Origin of the sequence: Xenophilus azovorans DSM 13620, assembly GCF_000745855.1 — a bacterium.
Taxonomy (GTDB): Bacteria; Pseudomonadota; Gammaproteobacteria; order Burkholderiales; family Burkholderiaceae_C; genus Xenophilus; species Xenophilus azovorans.
This window is the reverse complement of record NZ_JQKD01000037.1, coordinates 17,031-41,191: the sequence shown is the minus strand read 5'-3', so window position 1 is coordinate 41,191 and position 24,161 is coordinate 17,031. Positions and strand designations below refer to the sequence as shown.

Sequence of the window (24,161 nt, the reverse complement as noted above, 5' to 3'; positions counted from 1 at the left end):
CACCCTACTCCGGCCTCACGCCGGCCACCTTGGCGGCATTGCCCCAGTACACGAGATCCTTGCGGACCAGCTCGCGCATGTCGTCGGCGCTGCCGGGGATCGGGGTCAGGTACTGCACGCGCATCGCCTCGGTCACCTCCGGCTCCTTCATGACCATGTTGATCTCCGCATTGAGGCGCTGCACGATGGCCGGTGGCATGCCGGCCGGCCCCAGGATGCCGAACCAGGGCTCGAACTCGAAGCCCGGCAATCCGGCCTCGGCCACCGTCGGCGTCCCCGGCATCAGCGACGAGCGCTTCGAGGTGGCGAGCGCCAGCGACTTGAGCTTTCCCGCCTTGATCAACGGACCGGAGGTCTGCATCGAGTCGAACATGAGGTGCACCTGTCCGGTCACGAGGTCGGGCAGCGCCTGAGCGCCCGCCTTGTACGGCACGTGAAGCGACTGCACGCCGGCGCGCTGGTTGAACAGCGACATGACCAGGTTGTTGGTGGTGGCCACGCCGTAAGAGGCGTAGTTCAGCTTGTTGGGATTGGCCTTCATGTAGGCCACCAACTCCTGCACCGTGTTCGCCGGCACGCTGTTCGAGGCGGACAGCGAAATGAGCATGATGGCCAGGGGCGCCACGGGCGTGAAATCCTTGACGGGGTCGAAAGACAGCTTCGCGACCATGAAGGGAGCGCTGGTCAGGCCGGAGGTTGTCAGGAGCAATGTGTAGCCGTCGGCGGGCTGCCTGGCAGCGTAGTCTGAACCGAGCACCGTGCCGGCGCCAGGCTTGTTCTCCACGACGACGGGCTGGCCAAGGCGCTGCGACAGCTTGTTCGAGATCAGGCGTGCGATCTGGTCGGTGCCGCCACCGGCGCCGTACGGGACGACGAGCTTCACCGGCTTGTTCGGGTAGTCGCCCTGCCCCGATGCCGGCAGCGCCATGGCCGCAATCGTGGTCACGATCGCTGCCATCGCGGCGCGGCGGCTGGTGGTGGTACGCATGAGGCTGTCTCCTGTGTTTCTCTGGGGCGATCCTAGGGGGGCCTTGCCGCGCCTCCAAGCCCGCCCCGCTATTCCGCATATGCGTGTTGAAAACGCGACTCCTACGTCCGTTGCGGCTCGGGCTCCAGCGCCGCCTCGGGATACTGAAGCACCAGCACCTCGGCGCCATCGGGCCCGGAGCGCAGTTCCATCGGCGCGTCCTCGCTGCCGCGCCAGATGCAGGCGTTGCGTGCGAGCACGCGCGTGTCCTCCGCCAGCGCTCCCCCGACCACCACGTGGAATCGGCCGCCGCTGCGCATCTGCGGCGGCGCCGTGCAATGTTCGCCGGGGGGCAGGCGCAGCAGCCAGCCCGCCAACCCTTCGGCGTCGGGGGTGATCACTTCCAGCACTTCGAGGCGGGGCAGCGCGGCCAGTTCGGACGGGCCGAGCATCGCGAGCGGTCCCACCGTCACGTGGCGCCGGCGGAGCCCGGTGCGCATCTTCGGGCGCGACTCCGGCAGGTACCAGGCGCCGGGGTCCGTTACCGCGCGCAGGGTGAGATAGTCCAGGCCTTCGGGGCCGGCGGTCAGCGGTCCGTAGCCCGCTTCGCGCGTGCTGTAGTGGACGGTGATCGCCCCCAGTGCGTGCCGGCCCAGCGTGCCGCCGCCGGCGGTCACCACCTGGAACTGCTCCTCCAGATGGAAATGGACGGGTAGCACCCAGCCGGGCTGCTGGTGCACCAGGAAGGCCTGCGGCGCCGGCCGCGCGCCGGGCTCGCTCTCGATCAGGTATTCCGTGTAGCCACGAAAGTTTCCCTCATCGAAGACGCGAACCCGTGTCTTCGTCTCGACCGTGCCGATGCGCTCCATCCGATCTCCAGCGTTTCAACGCGTAGTTCGCGATGGTCTATCGTAAAGCGCGACCCGATGGTTTGCGCCACTCGGAAGCCCTCGGGCACGTTCATCAGGGATGTGATGAATAGGCCAGCGCACGCGCTTTCTCCCTCCCTTGCGCACGCCGATTGCGTCTAAGTTGTGTCGCAGCACACAAGAACCAGCATGACCAACAACGAAGAGCCGCCAGCCGGGCCGAAACAATTCGAGCGGCCCCGCGCGCCATGACTGGCGCTTCCCTATCCGGCGAACCCCGGATCCAGCTGCTCCATCCAGCGCCTGATCGCTGCCCACAGCACGCCAGCCTCCGGGCCATGGCGTGCGTTGCGGTCGTACTGGCCCGCGACGCGTTCCGACACGGCGCGCGGCGGGAACAGCAGGCCCGCGGCGCCGCCGGACATGGCCAGCACCTGGTTCTCGCAGGCAGTCTGCAGAAGCAGGATCTCGGAGAACGCCGCTGCGACGCTCCGGCCGCACGCGAGCAGCCCGTGGTTGCGCAGGATCATCACGTCGCGTTCGCCGAGGCTTCGTGCCAGGCGCCCCCGTTCGTCGAGGTCGTCGGTGAGCCCTTCGATGTCGTGGTACGCGATGCGATCGGTAAAGAGCATCGACGTGGTGTTCAGCGGCAGCAGGCCTTCCTTCTGGCAGGCCACCGCAACGCCGGCCGGGGTGTGGGTGTGGATCACACAGGCGATCTCCGGCCGCGCCGCATGCACCGCACTGTGGACCACGAAACCCTGCTTGAGCACCGGCCATTCGGATGCCGAGAGCTTGTTGCCCTCCAGGTCCACCTTCAGCAGATTGGAGGCGGTGACCTCCGCATAGCGCAGCCCGAACGGATTGATGAGGAAGTGATCATGTTCGCCCGGCACGCGGGCGGTGATGTGGTTGTAGACGATGCTCTTGTTCCATCCCAGTGCGTCCACGGCACGGTAGGCGCAGGCGAGCTCGACGCGGGTGGCCCATTCTTGCGGCGAGCAGGCGAGCTCCGGCGGCGGGCTCTGGCGAGTCTTCGAATCCATCGGGTCTCCTCGGAAGCTGGCACGCATTCTCGCGCGCGACCGCCATGCCAGGCTCGCCAGGTGCGGCCATCCGTCCACATGATGGGAGATGCATCGGGGGCTGGCGCCAAGTCCACATTGTGGGAGCCTGGCGGCGATTGCGTTGGCGCCCGCTGGTCCTGACCCGACCATGGCACCCGGCAAAGGAGACAACGCATGGACAAGCAAAGACGACTGCTGCTCTCGGCCCTGGGCTGCGCACCACTGGCCGCCCGGGCGCAGGAGGTCTGGCCATCCCGGCCGATCACCGCGGTGGTCCCGTTTGGCCCGGGCGGCAACGCCGACATCCTGGCGCGGGACATCGCGCAGATCGCGAGCCGGGCGCTGAAGCAGCAGATCGTCATCGACAACAAGGCCGGCAGCGCGGGCGCGGTCGGCATCGGCGCAGTGGCCCGTGCGCGCGCCGACGGCTACGTGATCGGCCTGGCTTCCCTGTCGCAGCTCGCGTCGCTGCATCACCTGCGCAAGACACCGCTTTCCTACAACCCGACCCGCGACTTCGAGCCACTGACCTTCATCGGCCAGTCCGCACCGCTCTGGCTGGTGGCCAAGCCCGCGACGGGGTTCCGCAACGTGCGCGACCTGGTGAACCATGCCCGGACCCACCCCGGCAAGCTGACCTACGGCTCCGACGGCGTCGGCAGCCTGACGCACATTCCCGGCGCGCAGCTGGCGCGCGAGGCCGGCATCGACATCGTTCACGTGCCCTACCGTGGAGGCTCGTTCGCCATCCAGGGCCTGCTCACCGGTGAAATCGACTGCGCCTTCACAGGCGTGCCCGGCCCGGTGGAGCACGTGAAGTCGGGCCGTATCGTGGCGCTGGGCACCTGCAGCGAGAAGCGCAGCGCACCTGACCCGAACCTGCCCACCGTCGCCGAGCAAGGCTTCCCGGGCTTCCATTTCCGCTCCTGGTGGGGCTTCGTCGCGCCGGCCGGCACGCCTCGGGATGTGGTGCAGCGGCTGGGCGCCGAACTGGCGAAGGCGGTACAGGACCCCGCGCTGAAATCCAAGCTGGAGGCGCAAGGCTACGAGGTCGTCGGCAGCACGCCGGAGCAGTTCCGCAGCGTGATCCTGAAAGACAACCAGGTCTGGGCGCAACTCGCGCGCGACCTGAACATCCAGGTGGAGGAATAGCCGCGCTCGACAGCGCGCGGCTGGCCAGGCAATGCAACCCATGACCGATAAGAAGATCGCCGAAACAGCCCCCGTTCCAATTCCTCTGCTGCAGCTGGGACCCTGGCTCGCCGAGGCCTTGCAGGAGGCGCTGCACCCGCGCTTCCAGCTGCTGCCGATGTGGCAGCAGGCGGACCCGCAGGCCTACCTCGCGACCCACGCCGCCGGCGTGAGCGGCATCATCACCCACACGCACGGGCTCGACACGACCCGTGCATTGATCGGGCTGCTGCCGCGGCTGGAGATCGTCGTCAACCTCGGCTCCGGCAGCGAGTCCGTGGATATCGCGGCGGTGCGGGAACGCGGCATCCGCTTTCTCAACGGCGCCGGGGCCAATGCGCCGGACGTCGCGGAGCTGGCGATCAGCCTCATGCTCGCAGCCGGGCGCAACCTGGTCGCCGGCGATCGCCATGTGCGGGCCGGACGCTGGCCCATCGAACGCGCACCGATCACGCGCCGCGTCAGCGGCAAGCGCCTCGGCATACTCGGCTTCGGCGAGATCGGCCGCGCCATCGCCCGCCGCGCAGCCGCCTTCGACATGGAGATCGCCTACTTCGCGCGCCGCCCGGCCGAAGGCGTGGCCTGGCGGTACATGCCGGACCTGCTGGAGCTGGCCCGCTGGGCCGACTTCCTCGTCGCCGCCCTGCCCGGCGGCGCCGAGACGCACCACATCGTCGACGAGCACGTCCTCGATGCGCTTGGCCCGCAGGGCATGCTGGTCAACGTCGGCCGTGGCACCGTGGTCGACGAGGCGGCGCTGGTGCGCGCGCTGCAGCAGGGCCGCATCGCCGGCGCCGGGCTGGACGTGTTCGAGCACGAACCGCACGTGCCACAGGCGCTGATCGAGAGCGACAAGGTCGTGCTGCAGGCGCACCACGGCGGCTCCACCTTCGAGGCATACCAGGCGGTGGCCAACCGGGCCGCCGCAAACCTTCACGCGCACTTCTTCCCCTCCCGCACCTGAGCAAGGAAACACAGATGGATCTTTTCGAGACATACGCCAACCGCTTCGAGCACATCAGGATGCGCCGCGAAGACGGCATCCTGGAACTGCAGCTGCACACCGACGGCGGCCCGCTGCGTTGGGGCTTCAAGCCGCACATGGAGCTGAGCAAGGCCTTCCGCGCCATCGCCCAGGACCAGGGCAACCACGTGATGATCCTGACAGGCGTGGGCGACGAGTTCACCGGGCCGCGCGCCTCCGAAGGCGTGGAGAAGGGCTTCCACGCGATGCGCCCGGAGGCCTGGGAGCACCTCCATGCCGACGGCATGGAGCTGATGGACAGCCTGCTCGCGATCCAGGCCCTCGTGATCGGCGCCGTCAACGGCCCGGCGGTACGGCATTGCGAGTTGGCGCTGCTGTCGGACATCGTGATCGCGAGCGACAACGCGGAGTTCCAGGATTCCGCCCACTTCCCGGACGGCCTCACGCCTGGCGACGGCATCAACGTGATCACCCCGCTGGTGATGGGGCTGACCCGCGCGCGCTACTTCCACCTCACCGGCCAGATCATCAAGGCGCAGGAGGCGAAGAGCCTCGGCCTCGTCAACGAAGTGACCACCCGCGAGGAACTGATGCCGCGGGCGTGGGCGCTGGCGCGCCAGCTCAAGAAGCAGAAGCCGATGGTGCTGCGCCACACCCGGATCCTCAATACCCACGAGTTGCGCCGTCGCATGCTGGAGATGGTGGGCTACGGCCTGGCCCTCGAAGGCCTCGACATCGCGGACTCCCACGAACGGGCGCAGAAGGAAGGCGGCCATTGAGTCGCACGCCCTCACACACAACGGAAACACCATGAAGATCTGGCTCCAGCTCGTGGCCTCCGCCGGCCGCCTTCCGCGCTTCCTGCAGGAGTGCCAGGCGCAATGCGACCGCGCCGCCCATCCCGGCACCCGGGTGACTGTGAGCGGCACGACGCACGGCGCGCTTGGCGACCAGCACGCGATCTACCTGCACTGTGACGCCCACGACATCCTTCACCTGATGCACCAGCACGTCATGGGCCAGGGCTACGACGTCTACGTGATGGGCAATTCGCTCGATCCCGCGCTCCAGGCGCTGCGGGAACTGCTCGACATCCCCGTCGTCTCCGCCTTCCAGGTGGCGTGCTCCGCCGCCATGACGCTGGGCGACCGGCTCGGCGTCGTCGCGACCAACGCGAAATTCGGCCTCGCCTACAGCCGGCTGATCGAAGGCTACGGCCTCGGGCCCAAGCTGGCCGGCGTCGGCGGCCTGAAAGTCATGCGCCCCGCGGACCTCGACGCCTCCTTCGACGACCGCGCCGAAGCGGCCAAGGTGGTGGAGGAAGTCGAGACCGCCTGTCGCCCGCTGGTGGCGGCCGGCGCCGACGTGCTGCTGGTGCCCGGCCCCATCGGGACCATCCTTGCGCACGCCGGCGTCACGCAGATCCTGAGCGCGACCGTCATCGACCTCTATCCCACGGCCATCAAGATCGCCGAAGGCATGGGCCACCTGGCGCGCCATTGCGGCATGAAGCCGAGCCGCCTCGGCCTGTACCAGTCGCCGAGCGAGGAGTCGCGCCGCGAGGCCGCGCGGCTGTACGGCTTCGGCGCCACCTAGCAGGAGAAGACATGGCTGAAACGACTGCCAGGCGGACGATCCCGATCTCGATGCTGGTCAACGGCTGCCGCCACCATCTCGCCGTCGATCCGCGCCACACGCTGGCCGACCTGCTGCGCGACCAGCTCGGGCTCACGGGCCTGCACCTCGGCTGCGAACAGGGCGTCTGCGGCGCGTGCACCGTGCACATCGACGGGGAGCCGGTGGTCAGTTGCCTCACGCTCGCGGTGGAAGCCCAGGACGTGGCGATCCGTACCGTGGAAGACCTCGCGCAGGACGGCGCGCTGAGTGCGCTGCAGCAGGCCTTCCTCGCTCATGGCGCGTTTCAGTGCGGCTACTGCACGCCGGGCTTCCTGATGGTCGGCCAGCACCTGTTGGACCAGGGGCTCGCCACCGATCGCGACGCCGTGCGTGAAGGCCTGAGCGGCAACATCTGCCGTTGCACCGGCTACGAGCCCATCATCGACGCCATCCTGTCAGTGGCGCAGCAGGAGCCGCGCGCATGAAGCCGCGCCGGGCCGCTCCCGCTCAGGTCTGCGCCGCAATCCGCAGCACGGAGGTTTTCCAATGAACAACTGCACGCCTGCGGGCGCCTTGTGGACCGCGAGCGACGCAGCGCAGCGGGACGAGGAACCCGATCTCGGCCAGACCGATCCGTTCGTCTACAACGCCGACGGCGTCGCCCTGCTCACCGGGAAGGGCGCCTACATCGCGGACCTCCGGCTGCCGGGCATGCTGGATGCCGCTTTCGCGCGCAGCCCGATCGCGCGTGGCCGGATCCGCGCGATCGACCGCGCAGCCGCGCTTGCCGCCGAGGGCGTTCATTTCGTCGCCACCGGCGCCGACATCCGCGATGCGGTGGCCCGGACCCTGCCGCGCGCGTCGATGGTTCTGCATGCCAGCGAGCACGCCCCGGAGCAGTTCAACCTGCCGTCCTATCACCTGCTGCCTCCCGACGCGCTGCACTACGAAGGCGAGGCGCTCGCCGTGGTCGTCGCAGCCGATCGCTACCTGGCCGAGGACGCGGTGGAGATGCTTGAAATCGACTGCGAGGAGCAGGTGCCCGTGCTCGATCCCGAGGCCTCGCTGTCGCCCGGCTGCGAACAGCTGTTCGAGGACGTGCCGGGCAACATGGCGCTGGAAGGACGCTTCGGCTCGAAGGACGAGGCCGGCAGCCTGTTCGATTCCGCCCACCTCGTGCTGGAGCGCCGATACCGCATGAACCGCAGCGGCAATCCGCCGCTGGAGGCGCTGGGCGTGGTGGCGCAGTACGAGAACCGGCGGCTCACCGTCTGGTCCACCATCCAGCGGCCGCAGATCCTGCGCATTGCACTCGCCGACATCCTCGGCATCCCGGCCTCGCGCGTGCGGGTGATCGCTCCGCAGAACATCGGCGGCGGCTTCGGCTGGAAGTCGCCGATGTACCGCGAGACCGCGGTGATCGCCTGGCTGGCGATGAAGCTGGGCCGTCCGGTGCGCTGGATCGAGGACCGCACCGAGGCATTGAAGAAAGGCGTACACGAGCGCGACCAGATCTGGGACATGAAGGCGGCCTTCGATGCCGACGGCAAGCTGCTGGGCCTGCAGTCCGAGGTGATTGCCGATGTCGGCAGCGTGCTGGTCGACATGTACGGCCTGCTGCCTGCGCGCATGTCGGCCACGCTGCCCTTCCCTTACGACATTCCATGGATGCGCACGCACCTGCGCTGCGCCATCACCAACAAGGCGCCGATGGGCGTGAACCGGCCAGCCGGCCGCATGCCCGCCGTATGGGCGATCGAGCGGCTGATGGACGATGCGGCGCAACGGCTGAACCTCTCCCCGGCACAGATCCGGATGCGCAACTTCGTGCAGAAGTTCCCCTATACCTCGCCGCTGGGCGCGGTGTTGAGCGACTCGGACTACCTCGGCACGATGCGCAAGCTCCTCGATGTGTTCCAGTTCGAGGACCGGCGCGGCCAGGCCCGGCAGCTGCGCGCACAAGGCAAGCGCATCGGGGTCGGCCTCGCCGCCTGCGTGGAAGTCTGCCGGCCGCTCTGCTCCTTCGGCGGTGCGCTGTTCTACAACCAGCCCCAGTACGCGGCGGTGACGCTGCGGATGTACCCCGACGGCTCGGTGTCGATCATGTCGGGCGACGCGCCGCAGGGCCAGATGCGCCACACCACGATGGCCAAGATCACGGCACGCGAACTGGGCTGCGACCTGGAGGCGATCGAGGTCTACACCGGCGACACGCTGCTGAGCCCGGTCACCAATTCCAACACCGACGTGACCTCGGTCTGCGCCATCGCCGCGCGACGGCTGCGCAGGAAGGTGATCGGCGTGGCCGCCCACCTGCTGAAGGTCGAGCCGGTGAACGAGCATTTCGACTGCCGCCGCGGCCAGCTCACCTACACGCCCGACGGTCGCACGCTGAGCTTCCGCGAGATCGCCTGGTCCGCGATCATGCGTCCCTTCCTGCTGCCGGACGGCGCCACGCCCGACCTGCAGGAAACCGCGTACCTCGAGGCGCCGTACGCGCCCACCAGCTTTGCCGCCCATGCGGCGATGGTGGAGGTGGACGAGGCGATCGGCAAGATCCGCATCCTGAGCTACGGCTTCGTCGGCGACTGCGGCAAGGTGCTGAATCCGAAGGGGCTGGCGACGGCAATCACGGCCGGCATCGCCACCGGCATCAGCAACACCACGCACGAGGCCTACATCTACGACGAGAACGGCCAGCTGGTCACCTCCAATCTCAAGGACTACGCGATGCTCACGGCCGGCGAGATGCCGCTCGAGCTGATCATCGATCACCACGACACGCCGACCGCGGCCACGGTCTACGGCCACAAGCGCACCATCACCGAAGGCGTGCCGGCCGGCGTGGCGCCGGCGATCGCCAATGCCATCATCGACGCCTTCGGAGGCGCCGTGGACCTGACGGAGATCCCGCTCTTCCCCGGCGCACTGTGGGCCCTCGGGCGGAAGGCGGCCCAGTCCGCGGAGGCACCGCAATGAAGCCGGCGCGATTCGAGTACCACGCGCCGGAGACGCTGGCGCAATGCCTCGCGCTGCTGGCCGAGCACGGCGACGAGTCGGCCGTGCTCGCAGGCGGCCAGAGCCTGCTGCCCCTGATGCGCTTCCGCCTGGCCCAGCCGGCGCACCTCATCTCGCTGCGCGGCCTGGGCGGGCCGCTGGAGCGCATCGAGCGTCGCGGCGGCAGCCTCTACATCGGCGCGCGGGTCACCTACACGGCGGTGCAGCGTTCGGCCGAGGTGCGCGAGGGCTGCCCGGGCCTGCCCCGGTCCATCGAGCTGATCGCCACGCCGGCCGTGCGCACCCGTGGCACCGTGTGCGGCAACCTGTGCCAGGCTGACCCTGCCTCGGAGCTGCCGGCCGTGGCCCTGCTGCTGGAGGCGCGCATGCACCTCCATTCGGCCGAGGGCACGCGCGTGGTCGCCGCCGCGGACTTCTTCCAGGGACCGTACATGACGGCGCGCCGCGGCAACGAGTTGCTGGTGGCGGTGGAGTTCCCCGTCCGGCCGGCGACCGAGCGCTTCGCCATCCGCGAGATCACGCGGCTGCGCGGCGGCTTTCCCATGTCCGGCGTGGCGGTGGCGCTGACGCCCGGCGCCGGCTCCGCGCTGGAATCGGTCGCGGTGGCCTGCTTCGGCGTGCATTCGCAGCAGCTGCGGCTTCACGCGGTGGAGCAGGTGCTGCGGCAGCGGGGCCGCACCCCTGCCGCATTGCAGGCCGCCGGCGAAGCGCTCGACGCCGCCATCCATCCCCATTCGGACCCTTTCGCCTCCGAGGCGTACCGCCGCAGCGCCACCCGCACCCTGCTCGAACGCGTGCTGGCCGAGGCCTGCGCGCAGCCATCGAATCCCCCATGAAACTGAACAACAGCTTCGTCGTCGAAGCGCCGCTCGAACAGGTGTGGACCCTGTTCGACGAACTGGACACGGTGATCCCCTGCATGCCCGGGGCTGCCTACCTCGGCCGCGAAGGCGACGAGCACCGCGTGTCGATGAAGGTCAAGATCGGCGCCATCGTCTCCGACTTCCAGGGTACCGTGAGCTTCCTGGAGAGGGACGGCGCGAGCCACCGCACGGTGATGCGCGGCGCCGCGCGCGATGCCGGCGGCAAGGGGGCGGCCTCGGCCACCATCGAGACCCGGCTGGCGGCGGCGGATCCGGCGCGCACCCAGGTCGCGGTGGAGACCGATCTGTCCATGACCGGCCGGCTGGCCCAGTTCGGCGGGCCGATCATCGCGGACATCGCGCAGCGGCTGGTCGGCCAGTTCACCGGCAACCTGCAGCAGGTGCTGCAGACCCGCGTTCCGGCCACCGCGCCCGCACGGCCATTGGATGCGTCGCCGGATGCGCCGATGGCCGCGTCGGCAGCGAGCGCCGCCACAGCGCCGCCGGCGCCTGCGCAGCCTGGCGAGGTGCAGCCGCTGGACCTGGGCAACGTGGTCGGACGGAGCCTGGCGCATCACTTCCTGCGGTACGCGCTGCCCGCGCTGGCATGCTTCGCGCTGGGCTGGCTGCTGGGGCGCTACGGCTGACCGGCACATGCGCTACACCCACCTGCTGCAGCCGTTGCCGCTCAAGCACCTGCTGCTGAAAAACCGCATCGTCAAGGCGCCCTACAGCTCCACCAGCGCCGATGCGCGCGGCTACGTCAAGGACACGGGCCCGTGGCACTACGAAACCGTCGCACGCGGCGGCGTGGGCCTGTTCATTACCGAATCGGTGGCCGTCGAGCCCATGGGCGTCAGCGGCTCGCCGCGCATGCAGATCTGGGATGACAGTTTCATTCCCGGCCAGGCCTCGCTCGCGGCCGCAGTGCACCGGCACGGCGTTCCCATCCTGATGCAGATCCACCATGCCGGGCCCTCCTACTCCACCGGCATGCTGGGCCACTGGTCGGTGGGCGAGCCCGAGAAGCTGCAGGCCAAGTCGGCCTCCACGCTCACCCCCGAGCAATTGCCCGGGCCGCGGCGCAACCTGCCGCGCGGCATCTCGAAGGACGAGATCGCCGACTGCGTGGAGATGTTCGCCCGCGCGGCCGAGCGCGCGGCCGAGGCCGGCTTCGACGGCGTGGAGCTGCACTTCGCCACCGGCTTCCTGGTCAACAGCTTCTTCTCCCGAGCCTGGAACAAGCGCGATGACGAATACGGCGGCAGCCTTGCCAACCGGGCGCGCATCGGCGTGGAGATCGTGCGCGCGGTACGCCAGCGCCTGGGTGAGCGCTTCATCGTCGGCGCGCGCACCAACGCCATCGAGTACAGCGCCCGGCACGGCGACGGCCTCACCCACGAGGAAGCGGCCGGCATCGCGCTGATGCTCGAGGACGCCGGGGTGGACCTGCTCAACGTCACGGCTTACGGGTACAACGACTTCGAATGGGTACTGTTCCCGGAACAGGGGCTGTTCCCTTCGCTGCCGCGCGGGATGGCCGCCTTCGGCCGCGCGGTGCGGCGCGGCGAGCCACTGGTGGCCGAGGCCGAGGCGATGAAGCGCGCCGTCTCGATCCCGGTCATCGCCGTCGGCAAGCTCGACGTCGACAGCGCCGAGCGCGTGCTGCGCGACGGGCGCGCCGATCTGGTGGCCTTCGGCCGCGCCCTGATCGCCGATCCCGAGCTGCCGAACAAGGTGCGCGACGGGAAGCACCGGGACATCCGCCCCTGCACCCATTGCATGACCTGTGTGGACGCGCTCAGCCGCTCGGTGCACGAGCGCTGCCGCGTCAACACCGCTTTCGCCAAGGAGAAAGAATTCGAGACCGCACCACCCGCGGCCCGCCGCAAGAACGTGGTGGTGGTGGGCGGCGGACCGGCCGGCATGGAGGCCGCGCGCGTGGCCGCGATACGTGGCCATGCGGTCACGCTCTACGAGAGGAGCCCGATGCTCGGCGGCCTCGTGCCGCTGGCGGGGTTGATCAAGGGCACGGAGATCGAAGAACTGCCGCAGTTCGTCCGCTATCTGGTGCGCCAGCTCGACCAACTCGGCGTGCGCGTGATCAAGGGACGCGAGGTGACGCCCGGATTGATCGCGGGCCTGAAGCCCGATGCAGTGGTGCTGGCCACTGGCGCGAGCCTGCGCACGCCGGTGATCGCCGGCCTGGACCACCGCAAGGTGCGCACCGCCGCGCAATTGCTCGACCAGGTGCGCTGGCCGTTGCGGCTGCTGGGCACGCACGGACTGGAGCATGCGACGCGCGCCTGGCTGCCCCTGGGCCGGCGGGTGGTGCTGATCGGCGGCTTGATGCAGGGCGCGGAGCTGGCCGAGTTCCTGGTCAAGCGCGGCCGGCAGGTCACGCTGACCGAGATGGCGGACGAGCTGGGCACCGGGCTGCTTGAAATCCACCGCACCCGGCTGCTGCAATGGCTGGCGCAGCGCGGCACCACATTGCTGCACGGCGTGCGCTACGAACGCATCTCCGACGAAGGTGTGCACCTCGTCACGCGCGACGGCGCGGCCCGCTTGCTGCCGGCGGACAACGTGATCGTGATCGCGCAACGCGAGCCGAACGCGACGCTGCGCGCCGAGCTGGCCGGGCTGGTACCGGAGATCCATGTGGTGGGCGACGGCAACGTTCCGGGAATGATCGTCGACGCCGTGGAGCAGGGACACCGGGCAGCCTATGCGCTGTGAGCCGCGGGTGCAGCTCACTCGCCGCACGTGCTCGAGGGCCTGAAGGGAGACTCCGCGCGATCACATTGTGGGAACAAATGCGGCTTGCGGCAGCGCGCGTGCCAGGCAAGGCCGACAGTTGAACGGTGCCCTCTGCGGCAGCGATGCAAACAAGGAGACACCCATATGATTCGACGACGTCGATGGCTGGCAGCCGCTTCCGTGCCGCTGCTGGCGCCCTTGGTGAACAGCGTCCGGGCCGAGAGCTACCCCACCAAGCCCATCCGCTTTCTCAACCCGTTCCAGGCCGGCAGCAACGGCGACACCGCGCCCCGCCTGGTGCTGCAGCGCGCCGCCGAGACCCTGGGCCAGCCCTTCGTGATCGAGAGCCATCAGGGCGGCAGCGCCATGCTGGCCATGCGAACGCTGGCCGCCTCCAGGCCCGATGGCTACACCGTCGGCCTGGGAACGCCGGGCAACGTGATCACCGGCTTTCTGACCATGCGCGATCCGGGCTTCGAGGTCGAGCAGCTGGAGCCGATCACCCTGATCTGCGAGACGCCGCTGGTGCTGTCGGTGACCAACAGCCTGCCCGTCAACTCGGTGCAGGAGCTGATCGCCTACGGCAAGGCCAACCCCGGCAAGCTCAACTACGCCTACGACGGCGTCGGCGCCACCACCCATCTGGCGGCCGAGCTGCTGCTGCAGACCGCGGGCGTGGTGGCGCAGGGCGTGAGCTACAAGGGCGGCGCCGGAGGCTACACCACGGATTTCGTGAGCGGGCGCATCCACTTCGCCATCGGCGGCATCGGCGTGCCGCTGGGCCTGCATCGCAGCGGCCAGCTGCGCATCATCGCGGTCTGCGGCGACAAGCGCGTTCCGACGCTGCCGCAGATTCCCACCGTGGCGCAGCAGGGGTTCCCCGGCTTCGACGCGAGCAGCTGGTTCGCCGTGTTCGCCCCGCGCGGCGTGCCGCGAGATGCCTTCAACAGATTGGGCCGCGAGCTGCGTTCGGCGGTCGAGCATCCCGATGTGTCGGCCAGGCTCTCCGAGGCCGGCTTCCTGCCGCTCGTCTCGAGCAGCGAGGCCTTGAAGGAAAAGATGGCGCGCGAGCGCGCCAAGTGGACCATCGTCGCCGCCAACGCCGGCGTGGCGAAGCAATAGCCGCCAGGGCGAAGGAGAAGCACATGTCGGATGTCGAGACCCTGCGCCAGCCGGGCCCGCCGGCGGCCAACGCGGTGCTGAATGCGCCGGAGGCCGCGTTCAAGCGGGGCCTGCCGGACGTGCCCGCGCATCTGTTCGCGCGGGAGCGCAACCTTGCCCTGGCCCCCGGCCGGCCGAGCGGGCTGATCGCGCTCGACCTCTCCGCCGAACTCGGACTCGCCGGGCCGGCCACCACGCCAGCCATGCTGGCGCGCTACGTGCTGGTGCGGGCCGGCGAGCACGTGGCGCATGAATTCAGTGCGACGGGCGAGGTCCACTACGTCATTCGCGGCCAGGGCGAAACCGAGAGCCATGACGTTCGCATCGTCTGGAAGGCGGGCGACGTGTTTGTGCTGCCCGGCGCCGCCAACACCTGCCATCGCGCCTCGTCCGACAGCATCCTGCTGTGCGTCACCGACGAGCCTCTGCTCGCCATGCTCTGCGTGCCGGCGCCGGATGCCGCGGCCAACCGGGCGGTGAAGCCGGCCCATTTCAGTGCCGCCAGCATCGACGCGCAGCTGGACCTGATCCATCGAAGGACAGGGCCGCAGAAGTCGGCCGGCAAGGCGGTGAACTTCTTCACGTCCGCCTCCGCGCGCGTGGTCAGCCTGCTGCCTGCCATGAGTGCCGGCATGAACACGCTGGAGCCCGGCGGCAATCAGCGTCCCCACCGCCACAATGCGGCGGCGCTGACCCTGGGAATCCAGGTGGAGGGCGTCCACTCCATGGTGGGCGGGCAGCGCTTCGATTGGATCGCGGCCGGCGTGATGGTGACCCCGCCGCTGGCCGTGCACTCCCATCACAACCGCGGCCCCGCCATGATGAAGTCGCTCGTCCTGCAGGACGGCGGGCTCTACTACAACCTGCGCTGCCCCGGCTTCTCCTGGGAAGACTGAGGCCTGCGAGCGCCCTGCGAGGAACACTCATGCCCATGGAATTCATCCCCCTTCGAGGCGACTTCGCGGCCGAGGTCAGGGGTCTGCATATCGGCGTCGGCGTCGCGCCCGAGCAGATCGAAAGCGTCGAGGACGGACTGGCCCGCTTCGGCGTGCTGGTGCTTCGCAACCAGTGCCATGGCGACGACGCCCAGCAGGCGTTCATCGAGCAGTTCGGCCCTCCGGTCGTCGCCAACCTGAAGGAGATCAAGAGCAGGCATCCGCACTTCTACGACATCGGGACCGTGGACGAGGACGGGATACCGTTCCCGCCGGGCGGCGCGAAGGAAAGCTTCCTGCTGGCCAACCTGCTGTGGCACACCGACGGCTCCCCCATGCAGCCGCCGACGCGCGTGTCCTGCCTGCATGCGAAAGTGCTGCCTCCGGTGCCTCCGCCCACGGAGTACGCCGACATGCGCGCGGCGTGGGACGCCCTGCCCGCCGGCCTGCAGCAGGAGATCGACGGGTTGCGAGGGGAACACAGCTACTACCACTCCCGCGCCAAGCTGGGCATGACGCAGGAGCAGTTCAGCCAGGACACGCTGAATTCGCGGCCACCGCAGGAGCATCCGCTGGTGCGGCACAACCCGCGAACGGGAAGAAAAGCCCTGTATCTCGCCGCCCACATCTCTCACGTCGCCGGCTGGCCGGTGGACAAGGGGCGCGCGCTGGTCGACCGGCTGATGGCGCACGCGACGCAGCCACGGTTCGTGTACTCGCACGACTGGCAACCCAACGACCTGCTGATGTGGGACGACAGCTGGACCATGCACCGCGCGACGCCCTATCACGGCGCGCATCCGCGCAATCTCCGCTGGTCGGGTGTGCGCGAGCGCGCGCCGGTGTAAGGCGAGCGCGGCGGGGCACGCCTGCGCCGCGCACCGTGCGCCTCAGCCGATTCCGAGCGCGGCGCGTTCGCGGAAGATGAAGTCCGAACCGTCGCGGCGCTGGATCTCCCATGCGGGCAGCGGCGCTGGCCCATCGGCAGGCACCGGCTCCATGCGCTTCCAGCCGAACACCACGGTGCGGCGCGAGATCTTCCACTTTCCATCACGGCGCTCGAAACGGTCGACATAGCGCGCCGAGCCCGTGACGTCGGTGGCCATGCCGGGCTCGCCCAGCTTGCCGCCGGAGCTTTGCGCCAGGCTCTCGCGCGCCTCGGGCGCGTAGCGCTGCACACTGAGGATCGTCGTTTCCACCAGCGCGAGATCCGGGTTCGCGAACTCGATCAGGATGTTGCTCACCAAATGCATGGAGAAGGTGATCGACTGGTGCCGCTCGCCGATCCAGCGGATCAGGCCGGCGCGGTCGCCGCGGTAGGAGCCGTGGTTGTCCTGCATGTCCTCGTGGAAGAGCTCCGGCATGACTGCCAGGTCGAGGCGGTCCACCGCACGGCACCACCTGAGCATGATGTCCTGGATGCGCGCCCGGTCGGCCAGGCGTTCCGGGGAATAGGGATCGAATTCGAGAGCGGCGGACATTCAGATGGACTCCTTCTGGATGTTGGCCTTGCGCGCCACCTCGGCCCATTTCAGCTGTTCCCTGGCGAACTGGGTCCGGAATTCGGCCGGTGTGGCAGTCATGGGAGTGAAGCCGCTGGCTTGGAGCTTGTCGGCCACCTCCTTGGTCTCGACCGCGCGGCGCAGTTCGGCACCGAGCCGGCTGATGGCCTCCGCCGGCATGCCGTGCGGGCCGAAGATGCCGAACAGGCTGGTTGCCTCGAAGCCCGGATAGCCCTGCTCCGCCACCGTGCCGATGTCCGGCAGAACCGGGACGCGCTGGGCGCTGGTGACCCCGACGATGCGCACCTGCCCGCTGCGGTGCAGCCCCAGCGGCACGCCGATGCCGCCGATCGCAAAGTGGATGCGGCCGGAAACCAGATCGCTGGTGTAGGAACCGGCACCGCCCTTGTAGGGGACGTGCACCGCGCTCACGCCGGCCGCCTGCAGCAGCATCTCGGTAGCCAGGTGGGTCGTGGTGCCGTTGCCGTCGGAGGCGTAGCTGAGCTTGCCGGGATGGGCCCTGCCGTAGGCGACCAGTTCCTTCACGCTCCCGACCGGCAGACCGTTGGTGACGGCCAGCGCGAACGGTACGTCGCAGATCGGCGTGACCGGGTCGAAATCGGTCTGCGCATTGAAGCCCGGATTGCTGAAAGTCAGCGGGGCGGTGATGAGAGTCGCGGTGGTCCCGAGGCCGACGGTGTAGCCGTCGTTCTTCGCCTGCGCCAGCAAACGGGTCGCCAGCAGCCCGCTCGCACCGACGCGGTTCTCGATCACGAACGGCTGGCCCAGCGCGCCCGCGGCCCTGTCGATGACGATGCGTGGCGCCACGTCGCCGTTGCTGCCGGCCTGGTAGGGGTTGATGAAGCGGATCGGCCGCGAGGGATAGGTGTCGGCGTAGGCGCCCTGCAGCGAGACGAGGCCGGCCGCCCCCGCAGCGAGGAAGTGGCGTCGATGGATCATGAGTGTCTCCTTCATTCGAGTGCGAAACGGCGCATTCATGTTCGTCGGCCAGGCGTGTTCGGCAGAGGGAAAGTGCCTAGAATTCCCACAATATGGACGACCTGCCCCACACCCCCGGCGCCCAGGCGCTGCGCCGCGGACTTCACCTGCTTCGGCTGCTTGCTCAAAACCAGAAACAGGGCATTCGCATGTCGGATGCCATCGAACTGGCCGGGCTGGAACGATCGACTGCCCACCGACTTCTCAGTTGCCTGGTCGAGGAAGGATTCGCGGAAAAAGACGAACGCAGCAAGCGTTACCGCCTCGGGATCGACGCCATGCAGCTCGGCTCTGCGGCAGTGCGGAAGATGCCGCTGGTAGATACCATGCGGCCGATCATGCAGCGGCTGGCGCGCATCTCGGGCGACACCGTGTTCTTCGTGGCCCGCGACGGCGACGAGGTCGTCTGCCTGCACCGCGAGGAGGGGCCGTACCCGATCAAGGTGTTCACCATCAACATCGGCGGGCGCCGCCTGCTCGGGATCGGGGCCGGCGGGCTGGCGCTGATGGCTGCGCTGGAGGATGCGGAGATCGAGGACGTCTTCGCGCGCAACAAGGTCGCCTACGAAGCCGCCGGCCTGCCGCGGGCGACGCTGTGGCGAGCTGTGCGGGAAACCCGCAAGACCGGCTCGGCCATCATCATCGAGACGATCACGCCCGGCGTGGCAGGGCTGGGGCAGACACTCCCGCCCTCGCTGCGCATCCCGGCGGCCCTCAGCTTCGGCACCATCACGCCACGCTTCACGCCCGCACGGCGAACCGAACTCGCCGCCCTGCTCTCCGGCGCCGTCAAGGAATTGAAAAGCAAACGGTCTTGGCGATGATCCCCAGTTGGACTTCGGCGGCGCCGCCGAAGATGCTGAACGCGCGGCTGTTGAGGAAGTCGGGCAGCAGGGTTCCGAGCAGTGCGTCGTCCTCGTCGGCCTCCGCCTCCTGCCGAGGCCAGCGGGTCGCCTCCAGCCCGCTCGCCTGCACGCCGAGCTGCGCGATCGCCTGCCGCAGGCGGCTGGCGCGCAGCTTGAGAATGGAGGCCACCGGGCCCGGTGACTGCAACGGCTGCACACGCGCGAGCGTGCGCAGCTCGAGCATCTCGAAAGTATCGAGATCGGCGCAGACCTCGCCGAAGCGCGCCTCCACCGCCGCAGAAGGCTCGAGCCCGCGGCGGCGCATGGCTTGCAGCGCATCGCCGACCCGTTTGAGCTGCGCGCGCAGGCGTGGGCTGGACATGCCGGCGCCGCGTTCGAACTCCAGCAGGTACTTGGCGCACTCCCATCCGCCGCCCTCCGGGCCGATGCGCCAGGACTGCGGCACGCGCACGTTGTCGAAGAACACCTCGTTGACGTCGTGATCGCCGCCCATGGTGGCGATCGGCCGCACGGTGACTCCGGGCGCCTGCATGTCGATCAGCAGGAAACTGATGCCGTCTTGCCTGCGGCTGTCCGCGCCCGTGCGCACCAGCGCGAACATGCGGTTGGCATGGTGGGCGTGCGTGGTCCAGATCTTGGAGCCGTTGACGAGATAGTCCTCGCCTTGCGCCACGGCGCGTGTCTTCAGGCCCGCCAGATCCGAGCCCGCGCCGGGCTCGGAGAAGCCCTGGCACCAGTAGTCCTCGCCCGAAAGGATGCGCGGCAGGTGCAGCGCCTTCTGTTGCGTCGTGCCGAACTTCATCACCACCGGCGCCACCAGGCGGATGCCCATCGGATGCACCAGCGGCGCGCCGGCCAGCGCGCATTCGGTCTCGAAGACAAAGCGCTGGACCGGTGTCCAGCCTGGGCCGCCGTGCTCCACCGGCCAGGCAGGCGCCAGCCAGCCTTTGCGCGCCAATGCCGCCTGCCACGGCCCTGAGACCCCGGGCTCCGGATAGATCCCGGTGTTGAGGCTCTGCGCCCGGCGCAGTTCCTCTGGCAGATGATCGCGGAGGAAGGCACGCACTTCCTCGCGGAACCTCTGTTCTTCCGGCTGCAGTTCGAGGTTCATGCGGTGACCCTGGCAGGAGGCAAGGTCTGGCTCTCGCGCCAGGCCTTGCCGGAAACATGCCGCTGCCCCAGGAAACGCGCATGCCACTCCGGCGCGCCGCCGCGTGCGTTGAAGGCCATCAGGCGGCGGAACCAAAACGAAATGGGCAGTTCCTCGGTGGTGCCGATCGCGCCATGCAATTGCACCGCCTCCTTGGCGACGAAATCGGCACAGCGCCCGACCTTGTTCTTGGCCATGGCGGCGAGCGCGACGACGTCTTCGTCGTCCCCGCGCTCGAGGCGCAGGCTGGCAAGCTCGCAGGCGGCGCGCGCCTCGGTGCAGCACACCGCCATCTCGGCCAGGCGGTGGGCGACCGCCTGGAACTCGGCCAGCGGCTTGCCGAACTGCACGCGTTGCCGCGTGTACGCCACCGTCTGCTCGTAGGCCGCCGTCATGGCGCCGCATGCGTCCCAGCACGCGCCCACCAATCCTTCGGCAAGGACGCGGTGGAGCACCGCGGTCGCATCCGTGTCGGAACCCACCAGCGCATGGCGGCCCAGCTGCACGCCATCGAGCCGGACATCTGCGGCCTCCAGTCCGTCCACCGTACGACACGGCATGAGCGACAGACCGCCGGCCGATGGCTCCACCAAAAAGATGCGCACGCCACCGTGGGGCCGCGGCACCGTTGCGGTCACGAGCAAGGCGCGCGCACCGGGTGCACCCACCACCAGCAGCTTGCGGCCGTGCAGCACCCAGCCATCGCCCGCCCGGTCTGCGCGAGTGGCAGGGGCTGCCCAGGGAGACTCGAACGCCGCCTCCTCATGCGCCAGAGCGAGCCGCTCCCGGCCCTCCACCATGGCGGGCAGCCAGTCCTGCTGCTGCGCACTGGTGCCCAGCCCCGAGAGCAACCGCGCCGCGACCATGCAGGCATGGAACGGCTGCGTCACCAGATGCCGGCCCATGGCCTCCAGCAGCAGGCCGGTGCCGAGCGCGTCGCCGCCGAAGCCGCCTGAAGACTCGGGGAGCGGCTGGCCGAGCCAGCCCATCTGGGCGAACAGGGGCCACAGCGCCGAATCGCCCGCCGCGCCGCTGCGGCGGCGCGACTGAAAGTCATGTTCCTTCGCCAGCACGGCTTCGGCACTGGAGGCCAGCAATTCCTGCTCCTCGGACAACCACAGATTCATTCGGCAACCTCGGTTCCGGCGCCGCCGGCCGGCAGCACCAGCGCGTCGAGCACCGCCACGCCCTGGCCGCGCGGCCGAACCAGCAGCGGATTGATCTCGCCTTCCAGGCCCGCCGCGGCCAGCGACAGGGCGGCTCGCGAGAAGGAAGCGATGGCGTCGCATGCGGCCTCCACGTCCGCCTTCGGCCGTCCGCGAAAACCATCGAGCAGGGCCGCCGCCTTGAGGTCCCGCAGCATGTCGCGCGCCATCGTTCCGTCCACGGGCAGCAGACGGTGACTCACGTCCTCATAGATTTCCGTGAGCACACCGCCCAGGCCCACCGCGAGCGCCGGGCCGAAGACCGGATCGATCGAGACGCCCAGAAGCAGCTCAGCGACCCCACTGGTCATCGGCTGCACCAGGACACCATCGAGGCGTGCCTGCGGCGCATGCCGGCCGGCGGACGCCACCACCTCGCGGAAAGCGGCACGCACCGCGCCGGCATCCGTCAGCGCCAGCCGGACACCGCCCGCTTCCGTCTTGTGCGAGATATCGGCCGAAAGGATCTTGAGCGCTACTGGATAGCCGAGGCGCTCGGCGGCCGCCACCGCGGCGTCTTCATCTGCGGCCGCGGCCTCGGCCATCTGCGGCAATCCGAAGCGCGTGAGCCATTGCCGGATCTGCAGCTCGTTCATGCCGCGCGCCTCGGTCGCGGGCTCCGCCGCCGCGGTTTGCGCCCGCAGTGCCGCCCAGTGCCCCACCTCGTCACGCCGCGCCATCCAGTGCAGGAACGGCGCCAGCGCGCGCAGCGCACGGCCCAGATCATTGAACACGGGAACGCCGGCCTGCGCGAGGCGCGCATGACAGGAGCCGCTGCCGGTGTCGATGCCCACGAACAAGCGCTGGTGCTCGGCGCATGTCTGCGACAGGGCGTCGGCCATGCGGTCCATCAGGTAGCCCGGCGCGTAGACGAGCACCGTGTCGATCGCATCGGTGCTCGCCAGGAGGCTGCAGATGGTGCGCACGAAGCCGGGCTGGTTCACGATGTTGCCGGTGAGGTCCACCGGATTCGCCACCATCCCGTAGTCGGGGATGCCGCGGCGCAGGGCTTCCTGCAGCGCGGCCGGCAGCGTCGGCACCTCGTGGCCCGCGGCGATCAGCTTGTCGGCGATGATCGCGCCCAGCGCCCCGGAAATGGAGAGGATCGCCACCCGTCGGCCGCCCCGGCGCTGCCGGAAGCCGGCCAGCCAGGCCAGATCGCCCATCTGCGCGAAATCGTCCGCCTGCATCGCGTTCACCTGACGGAAGGCCGCCTTGTAAAGCGCCTGCTTGCCCGCCAGCGCGGAGGTATGAGAACGAACCGCCTCCGAGCCCTTGTCCGACTCGCCGGCCTTGAGCAGGATCAGCGGCTTGCCGCGGCGCGCGAACTCGAGTGCGGCGCGCACGAAGCGCTTGCCGTCGCGCAGTTGCTCGATGTAGCCGACCACCGTGTCGGTTTCGTCGTCCGCGGCAAGGAACTCGAGGTACTCGGAGAATTCGAGACTCGCCTCGTTGCCTGTGTTGATGAAATGGCTGACCGGGACGCCCTGCTGCCGCACCTGTGCGAACACGGCCGAACAGACATTGCCGCTCTGGGTGACCAGGCTCACGCGCCCCGGCTCGTGCTGCGCGGGCACCTTCTTGAAAATCGATGCGAAAGCGGTGTACGCATGGTGGTTCAGGTTGGCGAAGCCCATGCAGTTCGGCCCCGCCACCACCATTGCGCTTTTCCGCACGAAGGCCTCGAGTTCGTCCTGCAGAGCCGCCCCGGCGGCACCCGCCTCGGCGAAGCCGGAGGCGTAAACGATCGCGGCCGGTATGCCACGGGCGTGGCAGCGGCGCAGCATCGCGGTGACATCCGCTGCAGCCACCGCCAGCACGGCAAGGTCGGCGACCTCCGGCACCGACTCGATGTCCGGATAGCAGCGGTTGCCGAACGCCTCCTGGTACTTCGGGTTCACCGGAAACACCTTGCCCTGGTAGCCGAAGTGGTTCAGCAGTTCCAGCGGCATGCCGCCGATGCGCGCCGCATCCGCACTGGCGCCGATGAAAGCGATGGACCGGGGGCGCAGCAGCGGGTCAAGCCTATGCACCATGCGTCGCGCCCTTCTGGATGGCTTTCGCGAGGCCTGCATCGCGGGTGCGCAGGTATTCGCTGCTCACATGGCTGAGCTGGTGCAGGTCGAAATGCGCCGACAGCGCCTGGCGCATTCCCTGCGCATCGGCGACGCGATTCAAGGACTTCTTCAGGATGCGCATTGCGAACGGCGGCGCCTGCGCGATGCGCTGGGCGACCTGCATCGCCGCATCGGGCAGTTCGCCGATTGCTACCACCTTGTTGACGATGCCGAGCTCGTAGGCGCGCCGGGCGCTCACCCGCTCGCCCATGAACAGGAACTCCTTGGCTGCCCGAAGGCTCATGACCCAGGGATGAATCAGCACCTCGGTGGCCGCTGCGCCCATGGTATGAGTGACCGGATCGGAGAAGAAGGCATCCTCCGAGGCCACGATCAGGTCGCACATGTTGGCCACCATGAATCCTGCGGCGACGCATGCGCCCTGCACCTGCGCGACCGTGGGCTTGGGGAAGTCCCACAGGTTCATGCAGTAGTTGAAGTAGCGCTTCTCCTCATAGGCCCAGCGCTCCTCGACACTGAAATCCGCGCGCTTCTCCTGCGCCTCCTTGAGGTCGTGGCCGGCGGAGAAGTGCTTGCCTTTGGCCGCCAGCACCACCACGCGGGTGTCGGCGTCGTCGCGCGCGCGCGTCAGCGCAGCGTCGAGCTCGTCCAGCAGCAGCTGGCTCTGGGCATTGCGCACGGGCTCGCGGTTGAGCCAGATGCGGCATACGGGGCCCGACTGTTCGACGAGCAGGTTTGAATAGGTCATGCGGTCCTCATCTGTGATGCTCCGCATTGTCCCGAGGCGCTTGTGCGTTCCAAGCAACGGCCCGAGTTTTTCCCGCATCGTGGACGACGCGGTGCCGATGACCGCCAGCGTGATCCGCTGCACGTCCAACGCCGCCATATACGCCCAGGCGCCACCTCAACTCTCTGATAGCGGGCCGCG

General features: G+C 69.0%; 22 protein-coding genes. 13 read left to right on the top strand and 9 right to left on the bottom strand.

Going from position 1 to position 24,161, the window contains the following annotated elements; genetic code table 11:
• Positions 1-4: 4 nt before the first annotated feature.
• The 3 genes from Q392_RS18935 to Q392_RS18925 form a co-directional block, all read right to left on the bottom strand.
• Entirely contained in the window at positions 5-988 is a 984-nt protein-coding gene (locus Q392_RS18935) for a Bug family tripartite tricarboxylate transporter substrate binding protein (RefSeq protein WP_051953747.1), read from the bottom strand.
• A gap of 101 nt (positions 989-1,089) precedes the next feature.
• Positions 1,090-1,836, bottom strand: a complete 747-nt coding sequence (locus Q392_RS31395) for a hypothetical protein (RefSeq protein ID WP_051953745.1) — start codon at positions 1,834-1,836, stop codon at positions 1,090-1,092.
• A 263-nt stretch (positions 1,837-2,099) separates the two neighbouring features.
• On the bottom strand, positions 2,100-2,882 hold the full coding sequence (locus Q392_RS18925) for a class II aldolase/adducin family protein (protein WP_051953743.1): 783 nt from the start codon (positions 2,880-2,882) through the stop codon (positions 2,100-2,102).
• A gap of 195 nt (positions 2,883-3,077) precedes the next feature.
• Between Q392_RS18925 and Q392_RS18920 the strand changes: the two genes are divergently transcribed.
• From Q392_RS18920 to Q392_RS18865, 12 genes are all read left to right on the top strand, one after another.
• Positions 3,078-4,055 carry a Bug family tripartite tricarboxylate transporter substrate binding protein gene (locus Q392_RS18920; protein WP_038210990.1) on the top strand — a complete coding sequence of 326 codons (978 nt, stop codon included), beginning with the start codon at positions 3,078-3,080 and terminating at the stop codon, positions 4,053-4,055.
• A 40-nt stretch (positions 4,056-4,095) separates the two neighbouring features.
• Positions 4,096-5,058, top strand: a complete 963-nt coding sequence (locus tag Q392_RS18915; protein ID WP_038210988.1) for a 2-hydroxyacid dehydrogenase — start codon at positions 4,096-4,098, stop codon at positions 5,056-5,058.
• A 14-nt stretch (positions 5,059-5,072) separates the two neighbouring features.
• A complete protein-coding gene (locus Q392_RS18910; RefSeq protein ID WP_038210986.1) occupies positions 5,073-5,858 on the top strand; it encodes an enoyl-CoA hydratase/isomerase family protein in 786 nt (261 codons plus the stop codon).
• 31 nt (positions 5,859-5,889) lie between these two features.
• Positions 5,890-6,675, top strand: coding sequence for an aspartate/glutamate racemase family protein (locus tag Q392_RS18905; RefSeq protein ID WP_038210985.1), 786 nt, complete (start codon positions 5,890-5,892; stop codon positions 6,673-6,675).
• An 11-nt stretch (positions 6,676-6,686) separates the two neighbouring features.
• The gene (locus tag Q392_RS18900; protein ID WP_038210981.1) at positions 6,687-7,181 is read left to right on the top strand and encodes a (2Fe-2S)-binding protein; all 495 of its coding nucleotides are present in this window, start codon (positions 6,687-6,689) and stop codon (positions 7,179-7,181) included.
• A 61-nt stretch (positions 7,182-7,242) separates the two neighbouring features.
• Positions 7,243-9,675, top strand: coding sequence for a xanthine dehydrogenase family protein molybdopterin-binding subunit (locus tag Q392_RS18895; protein WP_038210979.1), 2,433 nt, complete (start codon positions 7,243-7,245; stop codon positions 9,673-9,675).
• Positions 9,672-10,550 (top strand): FAD binding domain-containing protein, encoded by an 879-nt coding sequence (locus tag Q392_RS18890; RefSeq protein WP_038210978.1) that lies wholly within the window; start codon positions 9,672-9,674, stop codon positions 10,548-10,550. Before Q392_RS18895 ends, Q392_RS18890 begins: the two co-directional genes overlap by 4 nt.
• The gene (locus Q392_RS18885; protein ID WP_051953741.1) at positions 10,547-11,224 is read left to right on the top strand and encodes an SRPBCC family protein; all 678 of its coding nucleotides are present in this window, start codon (positions 10,547-10,549) and stop codon (positions 11,222-11,224) included. The genes Q392_RS18890 and Q392_RS18885 overlap by 4 nt, the downstream gene beginning before the upstream one ends.
• Positions 11,225-11,231: 7 nt before the next feature.
• Complete coding sequence (locus tag Q392_RS18880; protein WP_038210977.1) at positions 11,232-13,316, top strand: oxidoreductase; 2,085 nt, start codon at positions 11,232-11,234, stop codon at positions 13,314-13,316.
• Positions 13,317-13,481: 165 nt separating this feature from the next.
• Positions 13,482-14,459 (top strand): Bug family tripartite tricarboxylate transporter substrate binding protein, encoded by a 978-nt coding sequence (locus Q392_RS18875; RefSeq protein WP_084217191.1) that lies wholly within the window; start codon positions 13,482-13,484, stop codon positions 14,457-14,459.
• A 23-nt stretch (positions 14,460-14,482) separates the two neighbouring features.
• Complete coding sequence (locus tag Q392_RS31390) at positions 14,483-15,394, top strand: cupin domain-containing protein (protein ID WP_051953739.1); 912 nt, start codon at positions 14,483-14,485, stop codon at positions 15,392-15,394.
• Positions 15,395-15,429: 35 nt separating this feature from the next.
• Positions 15,430-16,281: a TauD/TfdA dioxygenase family protein gene (locus Q392_RS18865; RefSeq protein WP_245610753.1), complete on the top strand. Its 852-nt coding sequence runs from the start codon at positions 15,430-15,432 to the stop codon at positions 16,279-16,281.
• A gap of 42 nt (positions 16,282-16,323) precedes the next feature.
• Here Q392_RS18865 and Q392_RS18860 read toward each other — a convergent pair whose 3' ends face one another.
• On the bottom strand, positions 16,324-16,914 hold the full coding sequence (locus Q392_RS18860; protein ID WP_051953737.1) for a nuclear transport factor 2 family protein: 591 nt from the start codon (positions 16,912-16,914) through the stop codon (positions 16,324-16,326).
• On the bottom strand, positions 16,915-17,895 hold the full coding sequence (locus tag Q392_RS18855; protein WP_051953735.1) for a Bug family tripartite tricarboxylate transporter substrate binding protein: 981 nt from the start codon (positions 17,893-17,895) through the stop codon (positions 16,915-16,917).
• A 92-nt stretch (positions 17,896-17,987) separates the two neighbouring features.
• Here Q392_RS18855 and Q392_RS18850 point away from each other — a divergent pair, with 92 nt between their 5' ends.
• A complete protein-coding gene (locus Q392_RS18850) occupies positions 17,988-18,758 on the top strand; it encodes an IclR family transcriptional regulator (protein WP_038210971.1) in 771 nt (256 codons plus the stop codon).
• Here the strand turns inward: Q392_RS18850 and Q392_RS18845 are convergent.
• The 4 genes from Q392_RS18845 to Q392_RS18830 are packed head-to-tail and all read right to left on the bottom strand — an operon-like array spanning position 18,724 to position 23,981.
• Positions 18,724-19,911, bottom strand: coding sequence for an acyl-CoA dehydrogenase family protein (locus Q392_RS18845; RefSeq protein WP_038210970.1), 1,188 nt, complete (start codon positions 19,909-19,911; stop codon positions 18,724-18,726). The two genes, Q392_RS18850 and Q392_RS18845, sit on opposite strands and share 35 nt — an antisense overlap.
• On the bottom strand, positions 19,908-21,077 hold the full coding sequence (locus Q392_RS18840) for an acyl-CoA dehydrogenase family protein (protein WP_038210969.1): 1,170 nt from the start codon (positions 21,075-21,077) through the stop codon (positions 19,908-19,910). Before Q392_RS18840 ends, Q392_RS18845 begins: the two co-directional genes overlap by 4 nt.
• Entirely contained in the window at positions 21,074-23,191 is a 2,118-nt protein-coding gene (locus Q392_RS18835; protein ID WP_038210967.1) for an acetate--CoA ligase family protein, read from the bottom strand. The genes Q392_RS18840 and Q392_RS18835 overlap by 4 nt, the downstream gene beginning before the upstream one ends.
• The gene (locus tag Q392_RS18830) at positions 23,181-23,981 is read right to left on the bottom strand and encodes an enoyl-CoA hydratase (protein WP_038210965.1); all 801 of its coding nucleotides are present in this window, start codon (positions 23,979-23,981) and stop codon (positions 23,181-23,183) included. Before Q392_RS18830 ends, Q392_RS18835 begins: the two co-directional genes overlap by 11 nt.
• Positions 23,982-24,161 lie beyond the last annotated feature (180 nt).